This window comes from Achromobacter sp. Root565 (genome assembly GCF_001427425.1).
Classification (GTDB): Bacteria; Pseudomonadota; Gammaproteobacteria; order Burkholderiales; family Burkholderiaceae_B; genus Achromobacter; species Achromobacter spanius_D.
The window spans coordinates 933,639-952,860 of the sequence record NZ_LMGO01000001.1 but is presented as its reverse complement, the minus strand read 5'-3'; the positions used below and the strand labels follow the sequence as shown (position 1 = coordinate 952,860).

The window sequence follows — 19,222 nt, the reverse complement described above, 5'->3', positions numbered from 1 at the left end:
CTAATGACTATGAAAATTGCCGTGGTCGCACAAAACAAAGGTGGTGTCGGCAAGACCGCTGATGCCGTTCACATTGCATTCCACGCCGCCGAACAGGGCCTCAAGACACTCGTGGTGGATCTGGACACGGGGAACCTGTCCAAGACCATGCGGCAACACCGCCTGGAGGTGCCGGCGAGCGCACTGTTCCTCGACGAGGTGCCGGTCGTTCCCGATGCCAAAGGCCCCATTTCGCTGTTGCACGCAGATCGGCTGCTGGCCAACGTGATCTATATGCCCTTCGAACGTGCGCTTCGGAATTTCCCGGTAAATCTGCGCGAGTTTGAAAAGCGAGGCTTCGAACTCTGCGTGATCGACACGCCCGCCAGCATCGGCATCGCCACCATTACTGCACTGCGCACCGCGGATGCGGTGATCAGTCCGGTCGAGATGGAGGACTACAGCATCGAGGGCATCAAGGACATGATGCGCGTGATCGTCGGGGCCAAGCAGCACAACCCGAAGCTGCACTTCCTGGGTATCGTGCCGAACCGCGTTGACCGACGTAACCCGCGCCAGGTCAAACATCTTGCCGAGGTACAAGCTGCGCACGGCAAACTTCTGGCCCCAGTCGTGGTGGGCCTGCGCACTAGCGTCGCAGAGGCACTGGCGGCGGGTGAGCCCGTCTGGAAGAGCAGGAAGACAACGGCACGGGCAGCAGGCGCGGAGATGCGCGCCCTCGGCAATCATGTACTGCAAACGATGGGAGTGGTGAAATGAGTTTAGCCGCTAAACACGGTGATGCCGGCGGCCTGGACCTGGCCGGCCTCGGTGATCTGGCCGCGATGCTGGACGGAGCACAGCCCCAGGCGCGAGAGCCGGGGATGTACGACATCAGTCGCATTCATGAGGATGAGCGGAACTCGCGTGGTGAAGATAATCCTGGGTACAGCGAGGAGAGCATCCGCGAACTTGCGGAATCGTTCAAACGTCGCGAGCGCCAGGGCAAACGCGGCATCAAGTCTCCTTTGTCGCTGCGCCCGCACCCGACCATTCCGGGAGATTTCATCATCAATCACGGTCATCGCCGCTTTCGCGCCGCGAAGGTCGCCGATTTTACGTCTGTGCCGGGGTTTGAGGATCCTGATTTTGATGACGTGGACCAAGTCGTCGAGAACGTGCAGCGCGAGAATCTGACATTCCGTGAAATCGCCGACTTCATTGGCGGGAAACTGTCGGCCGGCTGGACCCAGGCCGACCTGGCACGTGAACTCGGGAAATCCAAGGCCTGGGTAAGCCATCATGCTGGTCTACTCACGCTGCCCGAACCCGTCGCCGAAGCGGTTGCGGCGGGGAAGGTGACCGATGTGACGCTCGCCAACGAACTGGCCGTCGCGCACCGTGAGCACCCGGAGGCCGTCGCAGATCTGTTGACCGCGACCGAGGCTAAACCCACGCGTGCGGCAGTGAAGGCAATTCGGAAGGCCGCAGGGGCCAAGGACAACTCGCCAGATGCACCGGCGGGTGAGACGCTACAGTCGTCGAGTGATGAGACGACAGCCCGCGCCGTAGTGGCGCAATGTTCGACCCATGTGTTCCTCGCGAAAGAGCCAAGCACTCCTCCCGAAAATGGCGACCGTCCGCCGGCAGTTGGCCAGGAAGTCCAACGAAGTGTGGATCGCCTCGAGCAGCATCGCCGGGAGAGCGCAAACCCCGCGCTTCGAAAGAAGGGGACTGATGCCCTAGCACGCCTCATCAACGTCGCATGGCGCGATACTGGCCAAAGCAAACGTGTGGCGGACTTTCTCCTGTCGTGGTGGAACGCAACCAGCTGCGGCGGGTTTGACCTGACCGATTTCTGGAGCGTCGACGCTGAGATAGCCGATGACATGCTCGTCGTGATTGGCTTGATTCGCCAAACACGCGCATATCCCGATACCCTCGGGACCGAGATTCATGAACAGTTCAAGGCACTCGTGGCGCTTTGGCGCCCGGCACTGTGCGACGCCTGACAGATTGTTTAGCCGCTAAACACCGAAAGAGGATCCACCGATGGAAAAGTCTCTGGCCAAAATCAATGCTCAGATTCAGACCTTGCAGCGCCGGGCTGACACGCTTCGCATAAATCACAGGGCGTCGGCGCTACAGAAAATCATGCGCCAAATGCACGAATTCCAGATCTCGCCGGCAGAAATCCAAACCGCCTATGCGCAAAATAGGCCCGCGCGCGCCAAGCGCCGCGACGTCCAGCGTCGGTCAGATTCTCGAAGCGTCGTGGCGCCGAAGTACCGCAATCCCGAATCGGGTGAAACTTGGAGCGGCCGGGGCCGTGCCCCACGTTGGCTGACGTCGGCCGAGAAGGCAGGCCGCAACCGGGCTGACTTTCGGGTTTAAGTCTCAAAGACGAGCCTGAACAAGCGGTCTTGGAGATTGCCCTGCGGTAAAATGAAACGCTTGGAGATACGCCAATGCCGACTGCCTTTGATCTCAACGAACGTCGCCGCGCCGTCCTGAACGCGGTCGCCAATCAGCGTCTGGAAGGCCTGGAGCCCGACCCGAAGACAATCGCGGAGCTGGAACGCGTCGCGGAGGGCACCTTGAGCATTTCGGACGTGATCAAAACCCTGCGCTCCCGCATCGCTGCGGGCGATTTTCGCACCCCAGCGAGTGACCAATAGCGATGGCCGCCTTCTAGGCGGCCATTTTTCTTCGCCCATGGCCAAATATCCCAGCGACGACAAGGATCCATATGTGGACCCTACTACCGGTGTCCTTCGCAACCGGCTCGGGATCAGCGACCAGGCTGAACTCGACAGGGTGGAGGCGACATTTGCGGCCGTGCGCTCTTATGAGCTCGCGATCAACCCGGTTCCTGGCGATTTTGATCTGGCGCACCTTCAACAGATCCACAGGCGGCTCTTCGGAGACGTGTATGACTGGGCGGGCCAGCTGAGGACTGTTGATATTTCGAAGGGCACCACACGCTTTGCGAGCCACCAGCAGATCGCAGGCTATGCACCTCAGATCACACGCCCGCTCGCGCGTGACCAGCGCCTGCAGGGACTTTCACCCGAGCGATTCAGCAGCCGGGCTGGCCATTACCTCGGCGAGTTGAACGTGCTGCATCCGTTCAGAGAAGGGAATGGAAGGAGTATTCGCGAGTTCATCGGTCAGCTGGCACGCGACGCTGGATATGGCATCGACTGGCAGGAGATCGATCGGACGGCGATGACCCGCGCCTCAATCGAAGCATACGAGGGTGATTCGAGTCGCATGGCGTCTTTAATCCTTTCTGGCTTGCGTGATCTTGACCGCGAGTTTGCGCTAGATCTAGCCAGAGCCGTGCTCGGAGACGACGCCCAGCCCCTCCTTGCGGTTCAGGGCCAGACATACGATGGCATGGTCGTCGGATCCACTGAACGATACATCCTCCAAGAACTGACGGATCGTGGCGGAGAAATGGTCCTTCACCGCCGAACAGCTCTTGTGAACGCGCAGCTTGCGGTGCCCGGCCAGGCGGTGGAAATCCGATATCCCCACGGAAGAGTTGGCCTAGTTGAGAAGGCAATCGACGGACCAAAGCACGAGCTTGCCCGGCAGCGCGAGAACTCTCGCGAAATCGACCGCTGAGGTCACGTGTTTAGCCGCTAAACCAAAAGACGTTCATCGAACCCGTGGATATGTGGATGATCGCTGCGCGACCACTCGGCTCGCTGCGCTCGGCCCATGGACAACCGCTGATGGACAAACGGTGGACAGGCTCCGCCTGCCCACGCGCTTGACCACAGGGTGTGCCCACCGGCTTCCCGAGTTTCACCCACATACCCACCGGCTCCTGCCAATCATCAGTTGAATCGGAAATCAAGAATCTGAGATAGACGGGGAGACTGACTTCTGATTCGCTGCGTGCGATTACGTTCGCAGGTCTACGTCGCCTTGAAGGCCGTGGATTTCGTCGGCAAGTTCACGGATTCTGGTGTGCAACGCCGAGCGCTGGGGAGACGCGAGGTAGGCTGACGCGCGGGTTTGCGTTTTCAGAGCACTAGCAACAGTGAAGAGAACATCCATGAGCGCCGTCGCGTCTTCTGCGGGCGGTGGGTTCCAGGGCACTACGTACTCGGTCGACATGTGGTCGCTCCTTTAGGTTGGAAATTAAGTATAGAAACATCGGGAGAATCCGATGGGCTTACGCTCAGGCCGCGAGCTCGGCATCAAGTGACGAGCGAGGAACCGGCAAGAGGCCGACTACGATCTTTCTCGTCATCAGATTCAGTGGGGCGTGGTAAACGGTGCGATGGCCTTTGAGATGTCGCTGATGTTCTCGCAACACGTGTATGAAGCCGGTGCCCCAAACTCCCAGCGCCCGAGAATCTTCAATGGTCACGTCGGTTTGCAAGCCGTGCTTGGAAAATGCCCTTGTCAATTTCCGCGTCAAGCGTTCAGCGGTCGCGGCGTGGGCCAACAACGTGGAGTCCAACGTCAACGTTTGTAGCCCAGCCGCGCGAGCCATGTTGGCGATGGCCTCGAGGTCAGCGAACGCGCCCTCCCATTGGGCGGCGCCTGTCTGATCTCGCGACCGAAGCGTGTTCAGGTGGACGTGCCAGTCCCCGCTTCCCCGATTGGTCACAGTGAGTACGCGACCGGAATAGTTGAACAGGGTAAAGACTGGCAGTGGCGTCAGTGCAACCAGCACAATGGCCCAAACAGGCGGTGTGGAGGGCCACGAAAAAATGGCGAATGCGCCGAAGGAGATCAGGATTGCGAGCAACACATGCCGCAGGCCAATGGGTGAGCGCGCGATCAAGGCGAAGGTGCTACGGCCGAAGCGCGTCCTGGAAAACCGCGACGTCAGGAACATGACGGGCGGCTGAAGGATGTGATGGATTGCGTAACCGAGAAGTGCAGCGACTACGTAGGCCATAGAGCGAGAAAGACGGAAAAAAGTTGCCACTGGAGATCCTGTTAGTTTTCACTCCAACATACTATTTCCCAGCCGCGCCAATCCCAAGCCAAGTTCGAGCCGTTTTCAGAAAGATCGCATTTTCCTTGATGTGTGTTGCTCCTGCGCCAAGTCGTACACTTGGCTCCCGCATCCGCCAGCGCCCATCTACAGAGCGGACAGACGATTAATTAATCCCTTGCTGGATCAAGCCGCGGCCGGATGGTCCCGCGCAGAACCAGACCCTCTGTCTTACCCTCGAGGGAGGCGCGGGCATCGACTGCTGGGGGCCTGTGTTTAGCCGCTAAACCACCAAGTCCAAAGACGTTCATCGAACCCGTGGATATGTGGATGATCGCTGCGCGACCACTCGGCTCGCTGCGCTCAACCCGTGGACAACCGCTGATGGACAAACGGTGGACAGGCTCCGCCTGACCACACGCTTGACCACAGGGTATGCCCACCGGCTCCCCGAGTTTCACCCACATACCCACCGGCTCCCATCTGCCAATCATTAGATACAGAACCTCAAAACAGCAGTGCTAATGCTGCAGCATGGGCGTTCTGAAGGCGGGCTAACTCTTTGTCCGCTCCCGGCTGTAGCCGATCGCGTTCATGGCCTTGCCGATCGTTTGCGGCGTGTAGTCGTCCCACGGTGAGTTGGCCACGTCCAGCCGATCCTGGATGTTCGAAATCGTCCATTGCGCGCCACCAGTGACGTCGCCCAGCTCATCCCAAGACAATGGCACTGAGACGCCCAACCCGGGTCTAGCCCGTGCCGACCAGGCGGCGGCGGTGGTGGCGCCGAAGCCGTTGCGAAGATAGTCCACGAAGATCTTGCCCACGCGATTACTTGGCCCGCTCTTGGCGACGAAAAGCTGGGGAAGCGTCCTGGCCAGGTGGCGCACCATGGCCGCCGAAAAGCCTTTCACGACATCCCAGTCATGCTGCTTTCGCAATGGCACCACCACGTGAAGCCCTTTACCACCACTGGTCTTCAGCCACCCTTCCAGACCAAGTCCGTGAAGTAGGACGCGCACCAGCTGGGCAGCTTGCTGGACTGCTGGCCAGGACACACCTTCACCGGGATCCAGGTCCAAGATCAGCCTGTCGGGCTTCTCGATAGCGTTCTTCACAGCGTTCCACGTGTGAAATTCGATCACGTTCATCTGCGCGGCCGACATGACTGCGGCTGGCGTAGGCACTTCGAGCAAGGCGGGGTGGCCAGGATGAAGCCCCTCTGGCAAGGCGGTAACGCCCGGGATCGGGGCGTCAAGGTGCTTTTGAAAGAACAACTGCCCTTGAATGCCGCCCGGCGCACGCACGAAGGAGACAGGCCGGGCTTTCAAGTGCGTCACGAGTAGGGGCGCCACTAGGCCGTAGTAGCGTGCGAGGTCCAGCTTCGTCAGGCCGGTCGACGGGTCGATGACGCGGTCCGGATTGGATAGCTTGCCAGACTTTGTTCGCGTGGATGGTGGCCGCTGGGCCGGCGTTGACGGTGCCGGCGGCGGCGGCTTGGTCTTCGGTTCGACCGAGCTGGCCTGCAATGCCCGTTCCCTGGTAATCGCAGGTGCTGGCTTGTCGGTTCGAAGGCCGCGGAAGGTCGCGTGCCGGACATGCCCGCCCTCGGTCCATTCTGCGAACGACACCTCGCACACAAGGACTGGCGCTACCCACTGCACGTCCCGCAACGACTTCGGCTTTCCGGCGCTGAGAGGCGTTGCCTTCTGGTTCAGCGCGGTGAGCTTTTTGTGAAGATCCAAAAGACCACGATCGTCAAAGCCCGTGCCCACGCTGCCGGCATACCGCAGACCTCCCGCCGCATCGTGGACGCCAAGCAGAAGGGCGCCGAACCCGACGCGACCGCCCTTTGGCGCCGTGTATCCCACGATGACGAACTCTTGCCGTTGGGCGCATTTGATCTTGACCCAATCGTCCGTGCGACTCGAGACATATCGGGCCGATTGGCGCTTGGCCATGATTCCCTCGAGCCCCATGCGGCATGCGGATGCGACCAGGTCCGTAGGAGAAGCGCTGAATGCCTCGCTAAAACGAATGTGATCGTCCTGGCCCGCCGCGACCAGCTGGGCGAGCAGCTCACGGCGTAGGCGCAGTGGCTCGCCGCGAATATCCCGCCCGCCAATGAAAGGAAGGTCGAAGGCGTAGTAGATGATGTTCGACGTGCGTTTTCCATCAAAGGCGTTCTGCAGCGCCTGGAAACTTGGCACACCGTTATCTGCCAGTACGACGATTTCGCCATCGATCCACGCGGAAGGAACGTGCATTTGCTGGATAGACGCCACCAGGTGTGGAACCTTTGCGCTCCAGTCGTGGCCATTTCTGGTGAACATTCGGACTCGGGAACCCTCGACCCTAGCCAACATCCGGTATCCGTCGAATTTGACCTCATAGAGCCAATCATCTCCGTGCCTCGGGACGCCGTCGACCAATGTGGCCAACTGGGGCTTTAGGGACGGTGGCAGATCTGCCTCGAGGCCTGGAAGCTTTGATGCAGCGGGCGCTGCTCTGCTGTCGGAGCGGCCGGTTGCACGGGCCTTCCCATTCCGAAGTCGGGTAGACATGGTTCAGTTCCGCTGCCGGTCACGAACGGAGGTGAGGATGAGTAGCCAAGGGGGCCGTTCCACGGCTCCGCTGCCAGACATCCGCACGAGGGCCCAGCGGCCCTGCAGGAGCGCGCCGTGTAGGCGGAATCTCAGATGACCGGCCTCGTATCCGCCTGCATCGCCCGCCAAGTACCACTCTCCGGCGTCCCATACAGATACCGGTTCACCGGAGAGCGGTGATACCGCATTACGTCCTCTACGCTTCCGTCCGACCGAGGGAACTGCCGGCTGCTCCACCGCGATGCGTCTCGCCTGCGCGTCAAGCGGGATCCCGTTGATTACCGTCCAGCGCCGCATGTTTTCGCCCATCTCCAACTGGAGCTCGAACCGCTCGTGATGAGTCAAGGACCGATAAACGATAAATTTTCGGACGTTGCCCACGGTCTTGCCCCGCCATGATAGTCAAGAGCGCTTGGAGCCGGCCTACTTCTTCAAATGTTCTCGCACCGCCGTTGCTGAGACGCCCACGGCCTGCACAGCCTTGCGCAACTGTTCGTCACTTACGCCCAACTCGTTGGTCCAGTAACGCAGCTCGTGGGCCTCGTTCACGTTGATACGCGACCGGTCCTGCGCACCCCGATTTTTCAGATCGTCCGACATGAATACCTCCTTCTCGTGTTGGACCCATAGTCGCAGCAACTAGCGTGCCTACTGAGCGGCAAGTCAGCATGGTTTAGCAGCTAAACACAAAGGACGCGTCCTGACCTGGTCGATGTGGGGAGGATCATCGCGACCGCGTGGCCGGTGTTTAGCTGCTAAACGAGCTGCGAACATCCCGCAAACGAAAGCGCCCCATTCGGGGCGCTGGTTTGTGGGCCGGTCAAGGGGCCGGTAGGCGGAAGTCCGGTCGTCTCTTGGCGACGGAGACTGCAAACGGACTGGTGGATCGTTTGGCCCCGCGTTGCGCCGACTCTCTCTTCCAGCCTTCTTCCCAGGCATTTACGCGCTTGAGCCACTCGCCGGGAGTTTCCCCGGTGTGACCTGGCATAGCGTCCGCCTTTAGATAAGGGCAATCCAAGAGGCTCAACCCCCTGCGGGCCGCCTCCGCGCCCAGCTTCTGGATGTCGTCGAGCATGGCCTCGCCCTCCAAAAGTTACGGGGGTCCAGTATGCCGATGAAACGACGTTCGAATCAATGGTGCCCCTGTACTGGGCGGGGTAGTCTTATCGCGGCCCCATTCCCTTGCGGAGTTTGTCCGGCGCCTCCAGCAGTTCGCGGACCATCTGCTCTTGCTCGGCAACGCACGGCTCGGTCGACAGTATCTCGAACCATTCGTCGTAGACCGGACCCAGCACGCCAGACGGCCGTTTGAATCCACCGGACAGTTGCTTGGTGCGCAAGATGAACGAGCGGTAGCGCTTGACCTCCTGCAGGAGGGCCAGGAGATCTGCGTCGCTGATCTTGCCGTCCGGACCACGGTGGCGGTCTTGGATGGCGCGCAGCTGGGCTATGCGAAGCGGAGGCTTGAACGGCATAATGCTGTACCACTGTATGGACATACAGTATAAACAAGCCTAGAATCCGCGCCATAAGCCCCTATTTCCCTGGGGCAACACTGGGCCACGGCCATGATCAATCCCGAAGATTGGCGGCGTATGGATGACTACTACTGGGCGGGACCGCCTGGGTGGACCGTTTGCCGCGTTTGGGTCGACGGTCGTTACCAACACGAGCTATGGCACAGCCGAGGGGACACGGCACGGCTGATCGGCATGCGCGCGTCATTTGAAGCCGCGCTCGCCCTGTTTGACCATCAGCCGCGATCTTGACCGTCAGATCGGTTCGACGGCGTCCGGCAACTGATACTTCGAATTGCCCACTTCCTGCCGCACCGGGTGCCAGGTGAAGGCGTCCTCGGGTACGCCTTCGTGGAGCAAATCGCGGGCATCGGCAGCCGAGATTGCTGGATCAGCCCAGCGCTGCGCGATCGCGGGCGGCAATGCCACCGGGCGCCTAGCGTGGATGTCCACCATCCCACCCTTCGTGTCGTTAGTCACGATCGCAAAGCCATGAGCGGCATCGAGCGACGCGCCAGGTGACCAGGCCGTCAGCGCGGCGAAGTAGAGCGGTTCATCACCGTGGATATAGTGCGGCTGCTTCGTGCCGTCCGCCAGCACAGGCCACTCGTACCAGCCGTCTGCCGGCACCAGGATGCGGCCGGCTCCGATGAGAAAGCGCCAGGGCCATCCGTTCTTCAGAATGGTCTCCAGCTTCGCGTTGCTCATGAAGTGTTTGGAGTCGGGACGCTTGTATCCCCACGGCAGCCTGGCCATCGCCTCGGTGCCTTCAGCCAGGCGATGCAAAGTGAGCGGGCGCGTGCCCGGGGGTATGTTGAATCGCGGCCCCGTCGGGTCCGCGAAGATCTGGCTCTGGTTGGTGAAGATCCGCTCGACGTAGTCCAGCGGACCTGATTTCTGAACGATTCGACCGCACATCAATCACCCCTGTGAATGCAGATGTCTGACCAGTATAGGCGCGTGCGTGGTGTACGGCAGGAGGTCAACGCCAGGGGAGAGGGGCAGTCTTGCGTCTTTGGCGATTGTGACACGCTGTTCTCGCCGTCAAGTGCTGCGCAACGCCGGCGGTGCCGGCGCCGCTTGCGGCCAGGGGCCGGCGGGCCACTTGACCGCTCCGCTGCAGCGTATCCCAGGATCGCCGGGCAATCCCGCCCGGCACTGGAGATCCAGCAATGCAGTATTCCATCGCGTTCAACACCAACGATCACGGCGCCGGCGCGCTCCTCGTACAGGATTCCGCTGGCGCGGTTCGCCCGGCTGCGCCGAAAGAGATCCTCGCTGCGGCGCGTGAGGTCGTCCTGCAGGAGATCCAGCGGGGCCAGCTCATGGATTCGCCAAAGCTCGTGCGCGAGTTCCTGCAGCTGCGGCTGAACCTCAGTTTGGAGCACGAAGTGTTCGGCATCATGTACCTGAACCCGCGCGCAGAATTGATCGCATACGAAGAACCGTTCCGCGGCTCATTGAGCACTACGCCTGTGTATCCGCGCGAAATCGTCAAAGCAGCGCTGGCGCACAACGCGGCGAGCGTGATCCTGGCGCACAACCATCCGAGCGCGCATGCCGAGCCGAGCTCGGCCGACATCAACATGACGCGTCAGCTCAAAGATGCGCTCGCGCTGGTCGGCACCACCGTACTCGATCACCTGATCGTGGGCGGCAGCAGGATCGTCTCGTTCGCGGAGAAAGGCATCATGCCCTGACCCGCAGTGCCGGGCCTGGCGCTGGTGTCAGGCCTTGGGCGCATCTTTGCCCTGCGCGCACCAGGCGCAAGGGGCTTTCGCGGCATATAGCCGCTCGCTGCGCTCGCTTTATATTCCACGTCCCCTTGCCCCCGGCGCTTGTTCCGCAGGGCGCCAGTGCTCCCGTCCCGCCACCCGGCCGGGCCCTACTTCTGAGGAGCACGACATGACCCAAGCCACTCTTTCCGTCGCACGCCTGGTTCCCGATGGCGAACGCATGAACTTTCTTCCCAAGGCGTTCGGTAGTCGCCTGATGTTGCGCGGAGAAATCAGCGTCTACAACTGGCTGGATCGCCTGTCGCAGGAATACAGCGGCGGTTTTTGGCACTACTACGAGATCCCCAACGGCTTCTACATGGCGCCCGCCGACTATGACAAGCTTCGCATCGTGTGGCCGATGAATTACTTCGAACGGGACATGTCGGCTGACGCCGCCGGCATCGTGGCCACGCTGTACGCCCTCTGCGAACTGTGCAGCCAATACCGTAGCGACGACCTGGCCGAGAAGTACCACGCTCTGCGCGACTTCGCCGGCGAACACGCCGAGGCAAACGCCATCTTCGCGGCGATCGATTGACGCCATCACGGCCCGCTTCGGCGGGCCTTTTTTCTTCTGCGCGCCAGCAGACCATCGCGGCGCAGCCCCTGCTAAGTGGCGCTGCTGGGGAACGGCTGCGCTTTGAAGTTGGACCGTTGAAAGCCATACGGGGTGGCGGGTCTGCTTTCCCGGTCAGTGTGCCACGTCGTTCTCGCGTTCAAGTGCGGCGCGCCCCGGGCTACGCCCGAGCCGCTGGCGGCCGCGGGCCGTCTTCGACACTTGAGTAACTGTGTTCGATGTCAAGCGTAAAGAGCTTTGTTACGGGCCGGCCCATCCGCAGATAGCGCCAACCGACGACAAAGCCCGCCATCGGCAACAACAAGATCAGCCAAGGGTTTGCTTCGCGAGTGTAGGTATCCCGTGCACACCCTGTTCGAGATCTAGGCATGAACAAGGAGTACAACCATGTAGCTTCGAATAACGGCCCGCATTCAAAGTGGACGAACGTATAGCGTCACGTCTCGGCCGTAGTGATGTGTCTCACACTCGAAGTTGAATCCCGATCGTTCAAGGAGCCGCTGCGACCTGGAATTAGCAGGCCAAACGACAGCGACCAGCTCTTTTAGAAGCAAATGGCTTTTCGCGTAGTCGCAGGCCTGCCGGAGCGCGTCGGTCGCCAAGCCCTTGCCCCAGTGGGCACGTGCCATCGGTACGCGACCTGTATGCGTGTGGTGCCAGACAGAGGCGTGAGACTTATCCATCCTGCTGTGCTGTCGCCGTACCCAATTTGGCGTATGGATCATCCCTCTGCCGGTAAGTAGAGTGATAAGCGTCGCCGCGCCGGTCCGCCACCGGTACAAGGCGCCTCTTCTGCTTGTGACTTGATGGCCACTTCCCACGCCTAAGGCGAAGTCGAGAAAAATGCTGGATTCACACGGACCCTGCTAGCGTGAACGATCTGTGATCTGTGTCATCGGAAGGAGAGTGCATGCCGGGTGCATACTCAGAAACTCTATTGGCATTCATTGCGATGGGCGACGACGGCATTTCGTATCGTATCGAGAGGGGCCTTCGGGCGACAACTCCCGCCGGGAAGGTCATTTCTTCCCATTATTGCTTGCCCGACGGGGAGCGGGTCTGGCGTCTTGGGGATGGCCGCTTCCAACTTGAAGACGGAACGTTGCTCAGAGTAGTAGGGGTCCATCTGTCAGGGCAGGCGTCAACTGAACGACCCACCGACGAAGACAACGCCGAATGAGCCTGTTGATTTTTGCAAATCTATCCGCCCGAGAGTGCGCCTGGAAGCAAAATTCGGACACCTCGCGACGGAGCCTAGCCAAGTGCCAACTTCGCGCATCGCGTCGGCGGCCAACTGATCTGGCCGGTGTTTCAGGAGCCTTTACTTTTGGTGGTTTTCTTGTTGTGTGGAATGTTTAAAAAGGTTAGGCATCGGTCGCTGGTATTCCCTGCTATCTGACTGTCTTGGTAGGCGTTATTCTCAGGCTGTGCATAGGGCTAGGTCTCCCGCTATTACTCGAAGCCGCAGCGGAATTTATTGCGCATTTTTCTATGCGTATGGTTTTACCCTTGGCCTAACGTTCGAGCCATCCTCCAGACGAGAGATCAAATGCGGATATATAGCGAATAGGCGCCAACGGTCGTGGGAATGCTGCGGCAGGAGCGCTTCCGAGCTTGCACACACGTTCGACGAGTATGGTGGTGAACTTCTGTAGGTCGGCAGCCCTTCGATATCGAGCGGGGTCATACTTTGATCACATCGCTACCAAGTCCGTCTGAAGCCGTCAAGAAAGCGGTAAACACAATTCAGATCTCGGTTGTCGTCCCGTTCTTGAACGAACAGGACGTCTTGCCTGTCTGTTATGCGAAGCTGAAAGGGATTCTTGGAGGGCTGGCCCAACCCTACGAAATCGTGTTCGTGGATGATGGAAGCACGGACAACAGCGTGGAGCTCGTGGCTGCGCTGATTCGACGGGATCCCACGGTGCGAGTCGTGCGCCTGAGCAGAAACTTCGGAAAAGAAGCTGCGATGAGCGCAGGGTTGGCGCATGCCCGCGGTGAGGCCGTGATTATGTTGGATGCCGACCTGCAGGATCCTCCGGAGCTCATTCCAGATATGGTAAGGGCTTGGCGCGACGGCTTCGACATCGTCTCCATGCGACGACGCAAGCGCGAGGGGGAAGGTGCAGCGAAGCGGTTGTCTGCGTATGCGTTCTACCGAATCCTCAGTCGTATGAGCCGTTCGCGGATACCCGCCGACACCGGTGACTTTCGCCTTATGAGTCGCAGAACGGTAGAGGCCCTGCTTCAAATGCCGGAGCGGTGCCGCTATATGAGAGGTCTGTATTCCTGGATTGGATTCCCGACCAAAGTCATCGATTATGACCGCGCGCCCAGGGCTGCCGGCAAGACAAAATGGAACTACTTCGCCCTGTTCGGGCTCGCCCTTGAAGGAATCACCTCCTTCTCAACCGCTCCGTTGCGATGGGCGACGGGGATAGGCGCCGTTGTGGCATTGGCAGGCGCCACATTTGGGTTTTGGATTATCTTCAAAACCCTGATGTTCGGTGATGACGTACCGGGCTATCCGTCACTGATGGCCATGATTACGTTGCTGAGCGGAATTCAGCTTTTGACTATCGGCCTGTTGGGCGAATACGTAGGCAAGGGGTATTTGGAAAGCAAACAGCGTCCAGTCTTCGTCGTACGCGACGTGCTCGATTACGCCACTGAGACCCACTCGCATTACGCCCCATTCCGAGAAAAAAATGCAGTTGAAGGCTAACTGGTTTTTCTGGGGGCTGGCAGGCATCGTCATCGCTCGGCTGTTTTCAATGGCGGCAGTGCCGCTGATGGATCCCTCAGAGCCGAGATACGCTGAGATCGCCCGTCTTATGGTCGAAACCGGCGATTGGATAACGCCCTGGTTTGAACCCGGAGTGCCCTTCTGGGGCAAGCCGCCGCTGTCGTTCTGGAGTCAAGCCCTGGGGATGCGAATCCTGGGGGAGTCGGAGTTCGCAGTTCGATTGCCGTCATTCCTTGCCATGGCCGCGCTGGCAGCCTTGCTTTACCGCGCGGCCACCCTCCTTTTCGGTCGAGAGACAGCGCGATGGGCCACGCTCATTCTCTCCACCATGCTTCTACCTCAGGTCGCGGCCGGCGCAGTACTGACGGATCCGTTCTTTGCGCTGGGAGTCACCTATTCGATGTTGGCGTTCATTGTTGCGCCAACGACGCCTACCAAGTTCTGGCGCTATGGCTTCTTCATAGGCTTGGCGATCGGTCTGTTGTCGAAAGGGCCCCTGACGTTCGTCCTCGTTGGGTTGGTCGTAATACCTTGGCTGGCCATCTACCGCGAGCGCACGGTGCATCTGACCGTTCTTCCGTGGTTCACCGGTACGCTGGTCATGCTCGTGCTGACGGTTCCCTGGTACCTCTGCGCAGAGATAAAGACCCCCGGATTTCTCCAGTATTTTTTAGTGGGAGAGCACTTCCTGCGATTCGTGGATGCGGGCTGGCAGGGAGATCTGTATGGGACGGCGCACAAGAGCCCCTTGGGCAGTATCTGGGGGCAGTGGCTGCTGGCGTCCTTGCCGTGGGGAATTATGGGGGTCCTGCTAGCTGTTTGGATCGGTGCCAGCGCATCACGCAGGTCCAAGGCATTTGAGGTTCATAAGTCACCTGTCGTCGGATACCTGGCACTGTGGGCCATTGCTGCTCCCGTCTTCTTCACCTTCTCGGGAAACATACTTTGGACGTATGTGTTGCCAAGCTTGCCTGCGCTTGCACTACTTATTTCGATATACGCGCAAGCGTTTTTTCCCGCAGGCGTTGCACCGTCCTTGAGTCGGATTTTGATCGGGGCGGCAGTACTGGTGCCGATAGTGGCAGTTAGTCTCGGGGTGATCTCGCTTACGGCGCCCACCACACTGATGACCGAGAAGGAATTGGTGGCTGTCGCCCGGTCTCAAATGAGCGATGGCAAGAAGCTCTATTTTGTGGACAGCCGACCTTTCTCGGCACGCTTCTACTCGGACGGCAAGGCCCAACTTATCGCTCTGGGCGAGCTGGAAAAGCTGGTCTTGCAGAAGGGTGAATCGGCTATCGTCGCCATCCCAAAAAAAAAGGAGTCTTCAATAGCAGTAAGCGTTAGAGCCCGATTGGTGGAGATGTATAAAAGTCGGCGCTATACGCTTTACAGACTCAATGGCTAGGCTTTTTTCAGCCGTAATGGGAACGTCGATATGACCGGGAAATTAAGGACTGTCCCATTACAGTACCGGACCCGTCGTTTCTCCTCGACGGCCGCAATGACCGCAATGACCGCAAGACTGCGGGTAGCGATACTGTTTGTACTGCTCTCGGTTTTCGCGGCCCCTGCGCAGTCTTGCGACAGCATGCCCTCGTGGGCGCGGTCCGCCTGCAACCGGCTTGACCAGATCTGGACCGAAGGCGGAAACGATCTCTACATCAGCGGATATACGTGGCACAACCGCGCCACGTACAGCAAAGAACAAATCAACGGCTTTAACGAATTAGCCTGGGGCGGCGGATACGGTCGCAGCATCTATGACGAAGACGGTGATTGGCAGGGCCTGTACGCCATGGCCTTTCTGGACTCACACAGCAAGGTCCAACCCGCGGCGGGCTATGGCTTCCTGAAAATCGGCCAGGTCAGCGAGAACTTCCGACTGGGCGCGGGCTATACCGTATTTCTGACCGCGCGCCAGGACATCATGGGTTATGTACCTTTCCCCGGCATCCTGCCACTGGTCAGCGCGAGCTACAAGGGAGCCATGCTCTATGCCACCTATATCCCAGGTGCAAGCGGCACGGGTAACGTCCTTTTCATATTCGGCCGCTGGCGCTTCTGAGGCCTCGGCCCCGCACCCCGGAACGCCGAGGAAGCTTGCGGGGCCTGGTCTCCCTCGGCCGGAGCGACTGGGGGAGCTGAGTGCGATCAGCTCGGGAATGTCCGAGAACCGGTCGCCACGGCGAATGCGCACGAATTCCTTCCCGTATTGGATCGTGCATGCGTTTCGCCGGCAGCATGCTGATCGCTGCCGCGCACACGCTGCGCTGATCTGAACCGTCAGCAGTGCGCACGCGACCACAGCTGCAAATGCTTCAAGCCGAAGCTGTGCCGCTCCGACAGCCTGCCCAAGCGGTTCAAGCGGGTTCTAGACGAAATTGAAGTGTGCCCTTCCGCTGCATGACCGATTCGCCAGCCGCCGCCGTGGCCGGATAGGGCTACGCCGTCACAACAGTCAAATTTACAGGGTGGCAACGACGGGTTCTGGCCGACGGCAGACATCGAAATCTGCGCTTTGTGCCGTGGTCTCCTTGAGTGGACGCTTGTGCACTGATTGGCTTCGGCAAACGCTGGCTCGCAGCCTGCCTCAACCCGCTTTCCAGCGGTTCGGATGGTCGGGGCTATCGTCGTCACATCCTGGCAGGATGTGGCCTTGGGGCTAGTGACCGACCACAGCTACTTATTGATGCTGGTGCCGAAGTCGAAGGCGCCGATGAGTGCCTCAATGAAGCGAAAGATCTGGGAGAGTCAACCGGCAAGGGCTGTAACAGTCGTTAAATGGGGGAGTTAATTTCAGCCTAGCTCCGCGCAGCTGGCGCAGGTCGCAGCAGTGCTGCCGGGGAGGCGATTGAAGCGCCCCAGATCGCACTTGTCCCACCGCGCGAGCCCTCGCTGCGAAGCTATGGCTTCAAACGAACGCAAGACGAAGCGTCGTGAAGTGAGCTATCCCACTCCCTGCTATCTCGAACCATCGCGTTAATGAGGGTCAATAGCTTGCGCATGCAAGCGACCAGCGCCACCTTGGGAAGTTTTCCAGCTGCCTTCAATCTTTTGTAGAAGTCCCTGATGACCGAGTTGTGACGTGCGGCAGTTAGCGCAGCCATGTAGAGCACCCGCCGTATCTCAAATCTCCCGCCTTGAACTCTTCGCCTGCCTTTGGTTCCTCCCGAGTCATTAGCCATAGGAGCAACTCCGACCAATGCTGCTACCGCGCGCCTGTTCAATCGCCCGAGTTCCGGAAGCTCGGCAATGAACGTGGCACTAGCCACGGGCCCGATCCCACTGACTGTCTGAAGAAGGCGGCTCAATTGGGAGAACTGCTGCCTTACATGAGCGACCATCTCGGATTCGAGTTCAGCAAGCTGGGTTTCTATCGCCTCCACTACAGCCTTGATACTCGAATGCAATCGGACGGGCGTGGTGTGCAGACGCTGGCGCTCGGAGTTGAGAAGGCTCAGTAACTGACGCCTGCGCGTCACCAGGGCGGCCAGCCAGGCGCGGTGGTCATCAAAAGGGGGAAGGGCAAAGCGAGCCGCATCATCTCGACGTACCAATACGGCGGCCAGTTCCGCCAGCATTCGAGCATCCACAGTGTCGGTTTTCGCAAAGCGACCCATGGATTTCGCGAAGTCGCGTGCCTGCCTTGGATTAATCACCGCTACGGGCAGACCTGCGGTTTGAAGCGCACGCGCGAGTGTTGCCTCATAACCCCCTGTTGCCTCCATTACCACCAAGCCAACCGCATGCGGTCGTAGAAAAGTTGTGATTTCCGCAAATCCTCCTACGTCATTAGTGACTCTGAGTGCGGTGAACTCGGCCCCCAGTACACAAATGTCTAAGTGCGCTTTTGCGACGTCAATTCCCACCGTTACGGACGAGATAGACATGATCTTCAGCTCCCTTGCTTGTGCATGCGCGCTCAGAATGGCGCGCGTAACCGTTCGGGCTTCAGGAAGACCAGCACGGCGCTCGTGCGTTTTTTACTCAAGTACGGGCTATGACGCCCCAGCGCTAGGCTAACTGCACGGACCGGTCTAACCGCTTCCACGGTGTAAAAAATCTACCATGCTGGCCTGGCATCAACATACAAGCGCTGCGCTGCGCCGTGCCTCTCAAGTTCCGGGCATTCCCGCCCTGGCAACCGGAGAGACCACATGGCCAAAACCTCAAATGCACAACAACGCCGTTTCCTGAACGGCGCCGACGCCCATCAGAAGGAAATCGTCAGCCTCATACGGCAGGTCGCGCACACGCGGGGGATCGACCGCGTGTGGAGCGATTGGGTGGAGATCTGCGCGATCGCATTGGCCCGTGCCGATCTCGCGCAGCGCGAGGCGCGCGAGCAGCGCTACCTGCAGGTAATCGCTCAGTACGAGCGGGCCGAGCTGGACCTGCTGGTGCAAGCGTTCTCGCACCTGGTCATGGCCTACGAGGTCCGGGTTCAGGCAGCAGACTTTGGCGACGTGCTGGGCAGCACGTTCATGATGCTGGACATGGGCAACGCCGGCGCCGGCCAGTTTTTCACGCCGTACGAGGTGTCGCGCCTCATGGGCAACATGATGATGGGCAACGGCCAGGACCTGGTCGACAAGACGGGCGCGCAGGGGTTCGTGCGCGTTCTGGAACCGGCCTGCGGCGCTGGCGGCATGTTGATCGCGGCGGCGCACGCGATGCACGATGCGCAGCTGAACTATCAGCAGTGCATGCACGCCACTGCAATCGACATCGATCAGCGCTGCGTGCATATGACGTTCATCCAGCTGGCGCTCTTGCACGTGCCGGCCGTGGTGATTCATGGCAACGGCCTCACGGGCGAGTGCCGGGAGCAGTGGTTCACGCCCGCACACATCCTGGGCGGCTGGGGCGCGCGGCTTCGCCGTCGCGAAGCGGAGGAGGGCGCTCAAGCGCTCCTGCAGGCGCCGGTGGCCATGGACGAGAACCACGTCGACCACGTGGCGGCCGACAGTCGATCGGCCGAGATGGATGCGCCCATGCAGGCGATTCCTAAGGCCATCCGCCAAGCTGCTGCCGCTGGCCAGATGTCGCTCTTCTAGCG

General features: G+C 60.0%; 21 protein-coding genes. 11 read left to right on the top strand and 10 right to left on the bottom strand.

The annotated features are described in order from the left end of the window. Window positions 1-3: 3 nt before the first annotated feature. From ASD71_RS04255 to ASD71_RS27450, 5 genes are all read left to right on the top strand, one after another. Window positions 4-759 carry a ParA family protein gene (locus ASD71_RS04255; protein WP_235512020.1) on the top strand — a complete coding sequence of 252 codons (756 nt, stop codon included), beginning with the start codon at window positions 4-6 and terminating at the stop codon, window positions 757-759. Beyond that, window positions 756-1,991, top strand: a complete 1,236-nt coding sequence (locus tag ASD71_RS04245) for a ParB/RepB/Spo0J family partition protein (RefSeq protein ID WP_082578792.1) — start codon at window positions 756-758, stop codon at window positions 1,989-1,991. The genes ASD71_RS04255 and ASD71_RS04245 overlap by 4 nt, the downstream gene beginning before the upstream one ends. Window positions 1,992-2,031: 40 nt before the next feature. Then, window positions 2,032-2,373, top strand: a complete 342-nt coding sequence (locus tag ASD71_RS04240) for an H-NS family nucleoid-associated regulatory protein (RefSeq protein WP_056560158.1) — start codon at window positions 2,032-2,034, stop codon at window positions 2,371-2,373. A gap of 74 nt (window positions 2,374-2,447) precedes the next feature. Continuing rightward, on the top strand, window positions 2,448-2,657 hold the full coding sequence (locus ASD71_RS04235; protein ID WP_056560157.1) for an antitoxin VbhA family protein: 210 nt from the start codon (window positions 2,448-2,450) through the stop codon (window positions 2,655-2,657). Continuing rightward, on the top strand, window positions 2,647-3,609 hold the full coding sequence (locus tag ASD71_RS27450; RefSeq protein ID WP_235512019.1) for a Fic/DOC family protein: 963 nt from the start codon (window positions 2,647-2,649) through the stop codon (window positions 3,607-3,609). Before ASD71_RS04235 ends, ASD71_RS27450 begins: the two co-directional genes overlap by 11 nt. Before the next feature lie 282 nt (window positions 3,610-3,891). Here the strand turns inward: ASD71_RS27450 and ASD71_RS04225 are convergent, their stop codons facing one another. The 8 genes from ASD71_RS04225 to ASD71_RS04200 form a co-directional block, all read right to left on the bottom strand. Continuing rightward, window positions 3,892-4,107, bottom strand: a complete 216-nt coding sequence (locus ASD71_RS04225) for a hypothetical protein (protein WP_056560156.1) — start codon at window positions 4,105-4,107, stop codon at window positions 3,892-3,894. Between the two features lie 64 nt (window positions 4,108-4,171). Further along, window positions 4,172-4,930: a hypothetical protein gene (locus ASD71_RS04220; protein WP_156395075.1), complete on the bottom strand. Its 759-nt coding sequence runs from the start codon at window positions 4,928-4,930 to the stop codon at window positions 4,172-4,174. A 563-nt stretch (window positions 4,931-5,493) separates the two neighbouring features. Beyond that, complete coding sequence (gene ligD, locus ASD71_RS04215) at window positions 5,494-7,500, bottom strand: DNA ligase D (protein WP_369818923.1); 2,007 nt, start codon at window positions 7,498-7,500, stop codon at window positions 5,494-5,496. 3 nt (window positions 7,501-7,503) lie between these two features. Beyond that, on the bottom strand, window positions 7,504-7,923 hold the full coding sequence (locus ASD71_RS28600) for a DNA polymerase ligase N-terminal domain-containing protein (protein ID WP_369818922.1): 420 nt from the start codon (window positions 7,921-7,923) through the stop codon (window positions 7,504-7,506). 42 nt (window positions 7,924-7,965) lie between these two features. Then, window positions 7,966-8,142, bottom strand: coding sequence for a DUF3606 domain-containing protein (locus ASD71_RS27445; protein WP_082578790.1), 177 nt, complete (start codon window positions 8,140-8,142; stop codon window positions 7,966-7,968). 220 nt (window positions 8,143-8,362) lie between these two features. Continuing rightward, window positions 8,363-8,617 (bottom strand): CrpP-related protein, encoded by a 255-nt coding sequence (locus tag ASD71_RS28525; RefSeq protein WP_056560153.1) that lies wholly within the window; start codon window positions 8,615-8,617, stop codon window positions 8,363-8,365. Between the two features lie 88 nt (window positions 8,618-8,705). Beyond that, window positions 8,706-9,017, bottom strand: coding sequence for a hypothetical protein (locus tag ASD71_RS04205; RefSeq protein ID WP_056560152.1), 312 nt, complete (start codon window positions 9,015-9,017; stop codon window positions 8,706-8,708). A 297-nt stretch (window positions 9,018-9,314) separates the two neighbouring features. After that, window positions 9,315-9,977, bottom strand: a complete 663-nt coding sequence (locus tag ASD71_RS04200; protein ID WP_056560150.1) for an SOS response-associated peptidase — start codon at window positions 9,975-9,977, stop codon at window positions 9,315-9,317. Window positions 9,978-10,231: 254 nt separating this feature from the next. Here ASD71_RS04200 and ASD71_RS04195 point away from each other — a divergent pair, with 254 nt between their 5' ends. Together ASD71_RS04195 and ASD71_RS04190 are read left to right on the top strand one after the other, a co-directional pair. Next, window positions 10,232-10,759 (top strand): JAB domain-containing protein, encoded by a 528-nt coding sequence (locus tag ASD71_RS04195; RefSeq protein ID WP_056560148.1) that lies wholly within the window; start codon window positions 10,232-10,234, stop codon window positions 10,757-10,759. Between the two features lie 205 nt (window positions 10,760-10,964). Further along, window positions 10,965-11,375, top strand: a complete 411-nt coding sequence (locus ASD71_RS04190; RefSeq protein ID WP_056560146.1) for an antirestriction protein — start codon at window positions 10,965-10,967, stop codon at window positions 11,373-11,375. A 452-nt stretch (window positions 11,376-11,827) separates the two neighbouring features. On the opposite strand, the gene ASD71_RS28595 is transcribed toward ASD71_RS04190, so the two are convergent. Then, complete coding sequence (locus ASD71_RS28595; protein WP_369818920.1) at window positions 11,828-12,097, bottom strand: GNAT family N-acetyltransferase; 270 nt, start codon at window positions 12,095-12,097, stop codon at window positions 11,828-11,830. A gap of 1,007 nt (window positions 12,098-13,104) precedes the next feature. Here ASD71_RS28595 and ASD71_RS04185 point away from each other — a divergent pair. The 3 genes from ASD71_RS04185 to pagP all read left to right on the top strand — a co-directional run bounded on the left by ASD71_RS04185 (window position 13,105) and on the right by pagP (window position 16,228). After that, window positions 13,105-14,139: a glycosyltransferase gene (locus tag ASD71_RS04185; protein WP_082578787.1), complete on the top strand. Its 1,035-nt coding sequence runs from the start codon at window positions 13,105-13,107 to the stop codon at window positions 14,137-14,139. After that, a complete protein-coding gene (locus ASD71_RS04180; protein ID WP_056560145.1) occupies window positions 14,123-15,568 on the top strand; it encodes a glycosyltransferase family 39 protein in 1,446 nt (481 codons plus the stop codon). The genes ASD71_RS04185 and ASD71_RS04180 overlap by 17 nt, the downstream gene beginning before the upstream one ends. A 105-nt stretch (window positions 15,569-15,673) precedes the next feature. After that, window positions 15,674-16,228: a lipid IV(A) palmitoyltransferase PagP gene (pagP, locus tag ASD71_RS04175; protein WP_056560144.1), complete on the top strand. Its 555-nt coding sequence runs from the start codon at window positions 15,674-15,676 to the stop codon at window positions 16,226-16,228. Window positions 16,229-17,066: 838 nt separating this feature from the next. Here the strand turns inward: pagP and ASD71_RS04165 are convergent. Beyond that, entirely contained in the window at window positions 17,067-18,056 is a 990-nt protein-coding gene (locus ASD71_RS04165; RefSeq protein ID WP_056560142.1) for an IS110 family transposase, read from the bottom strand. A 264-nt stretch (window positions 18,057-18,320) separates the two neighbouring features. Between ASD71_RS04165 and ASD71_RS04160 the strand changes: the two genes are divergently transcribed. After that, complete coding sequence (locus ASD71_RS04160) at window positions 18,321-19,220, top strand: N-6 DNA methylase (RefSeq protein WP_056560140.1); 900 nt, start codon at window positions 18,321-18,323, stop codon at window positions 19,218-19,220. Window positions 19,221-19,222: the final 2 nt, after the last annotated feature.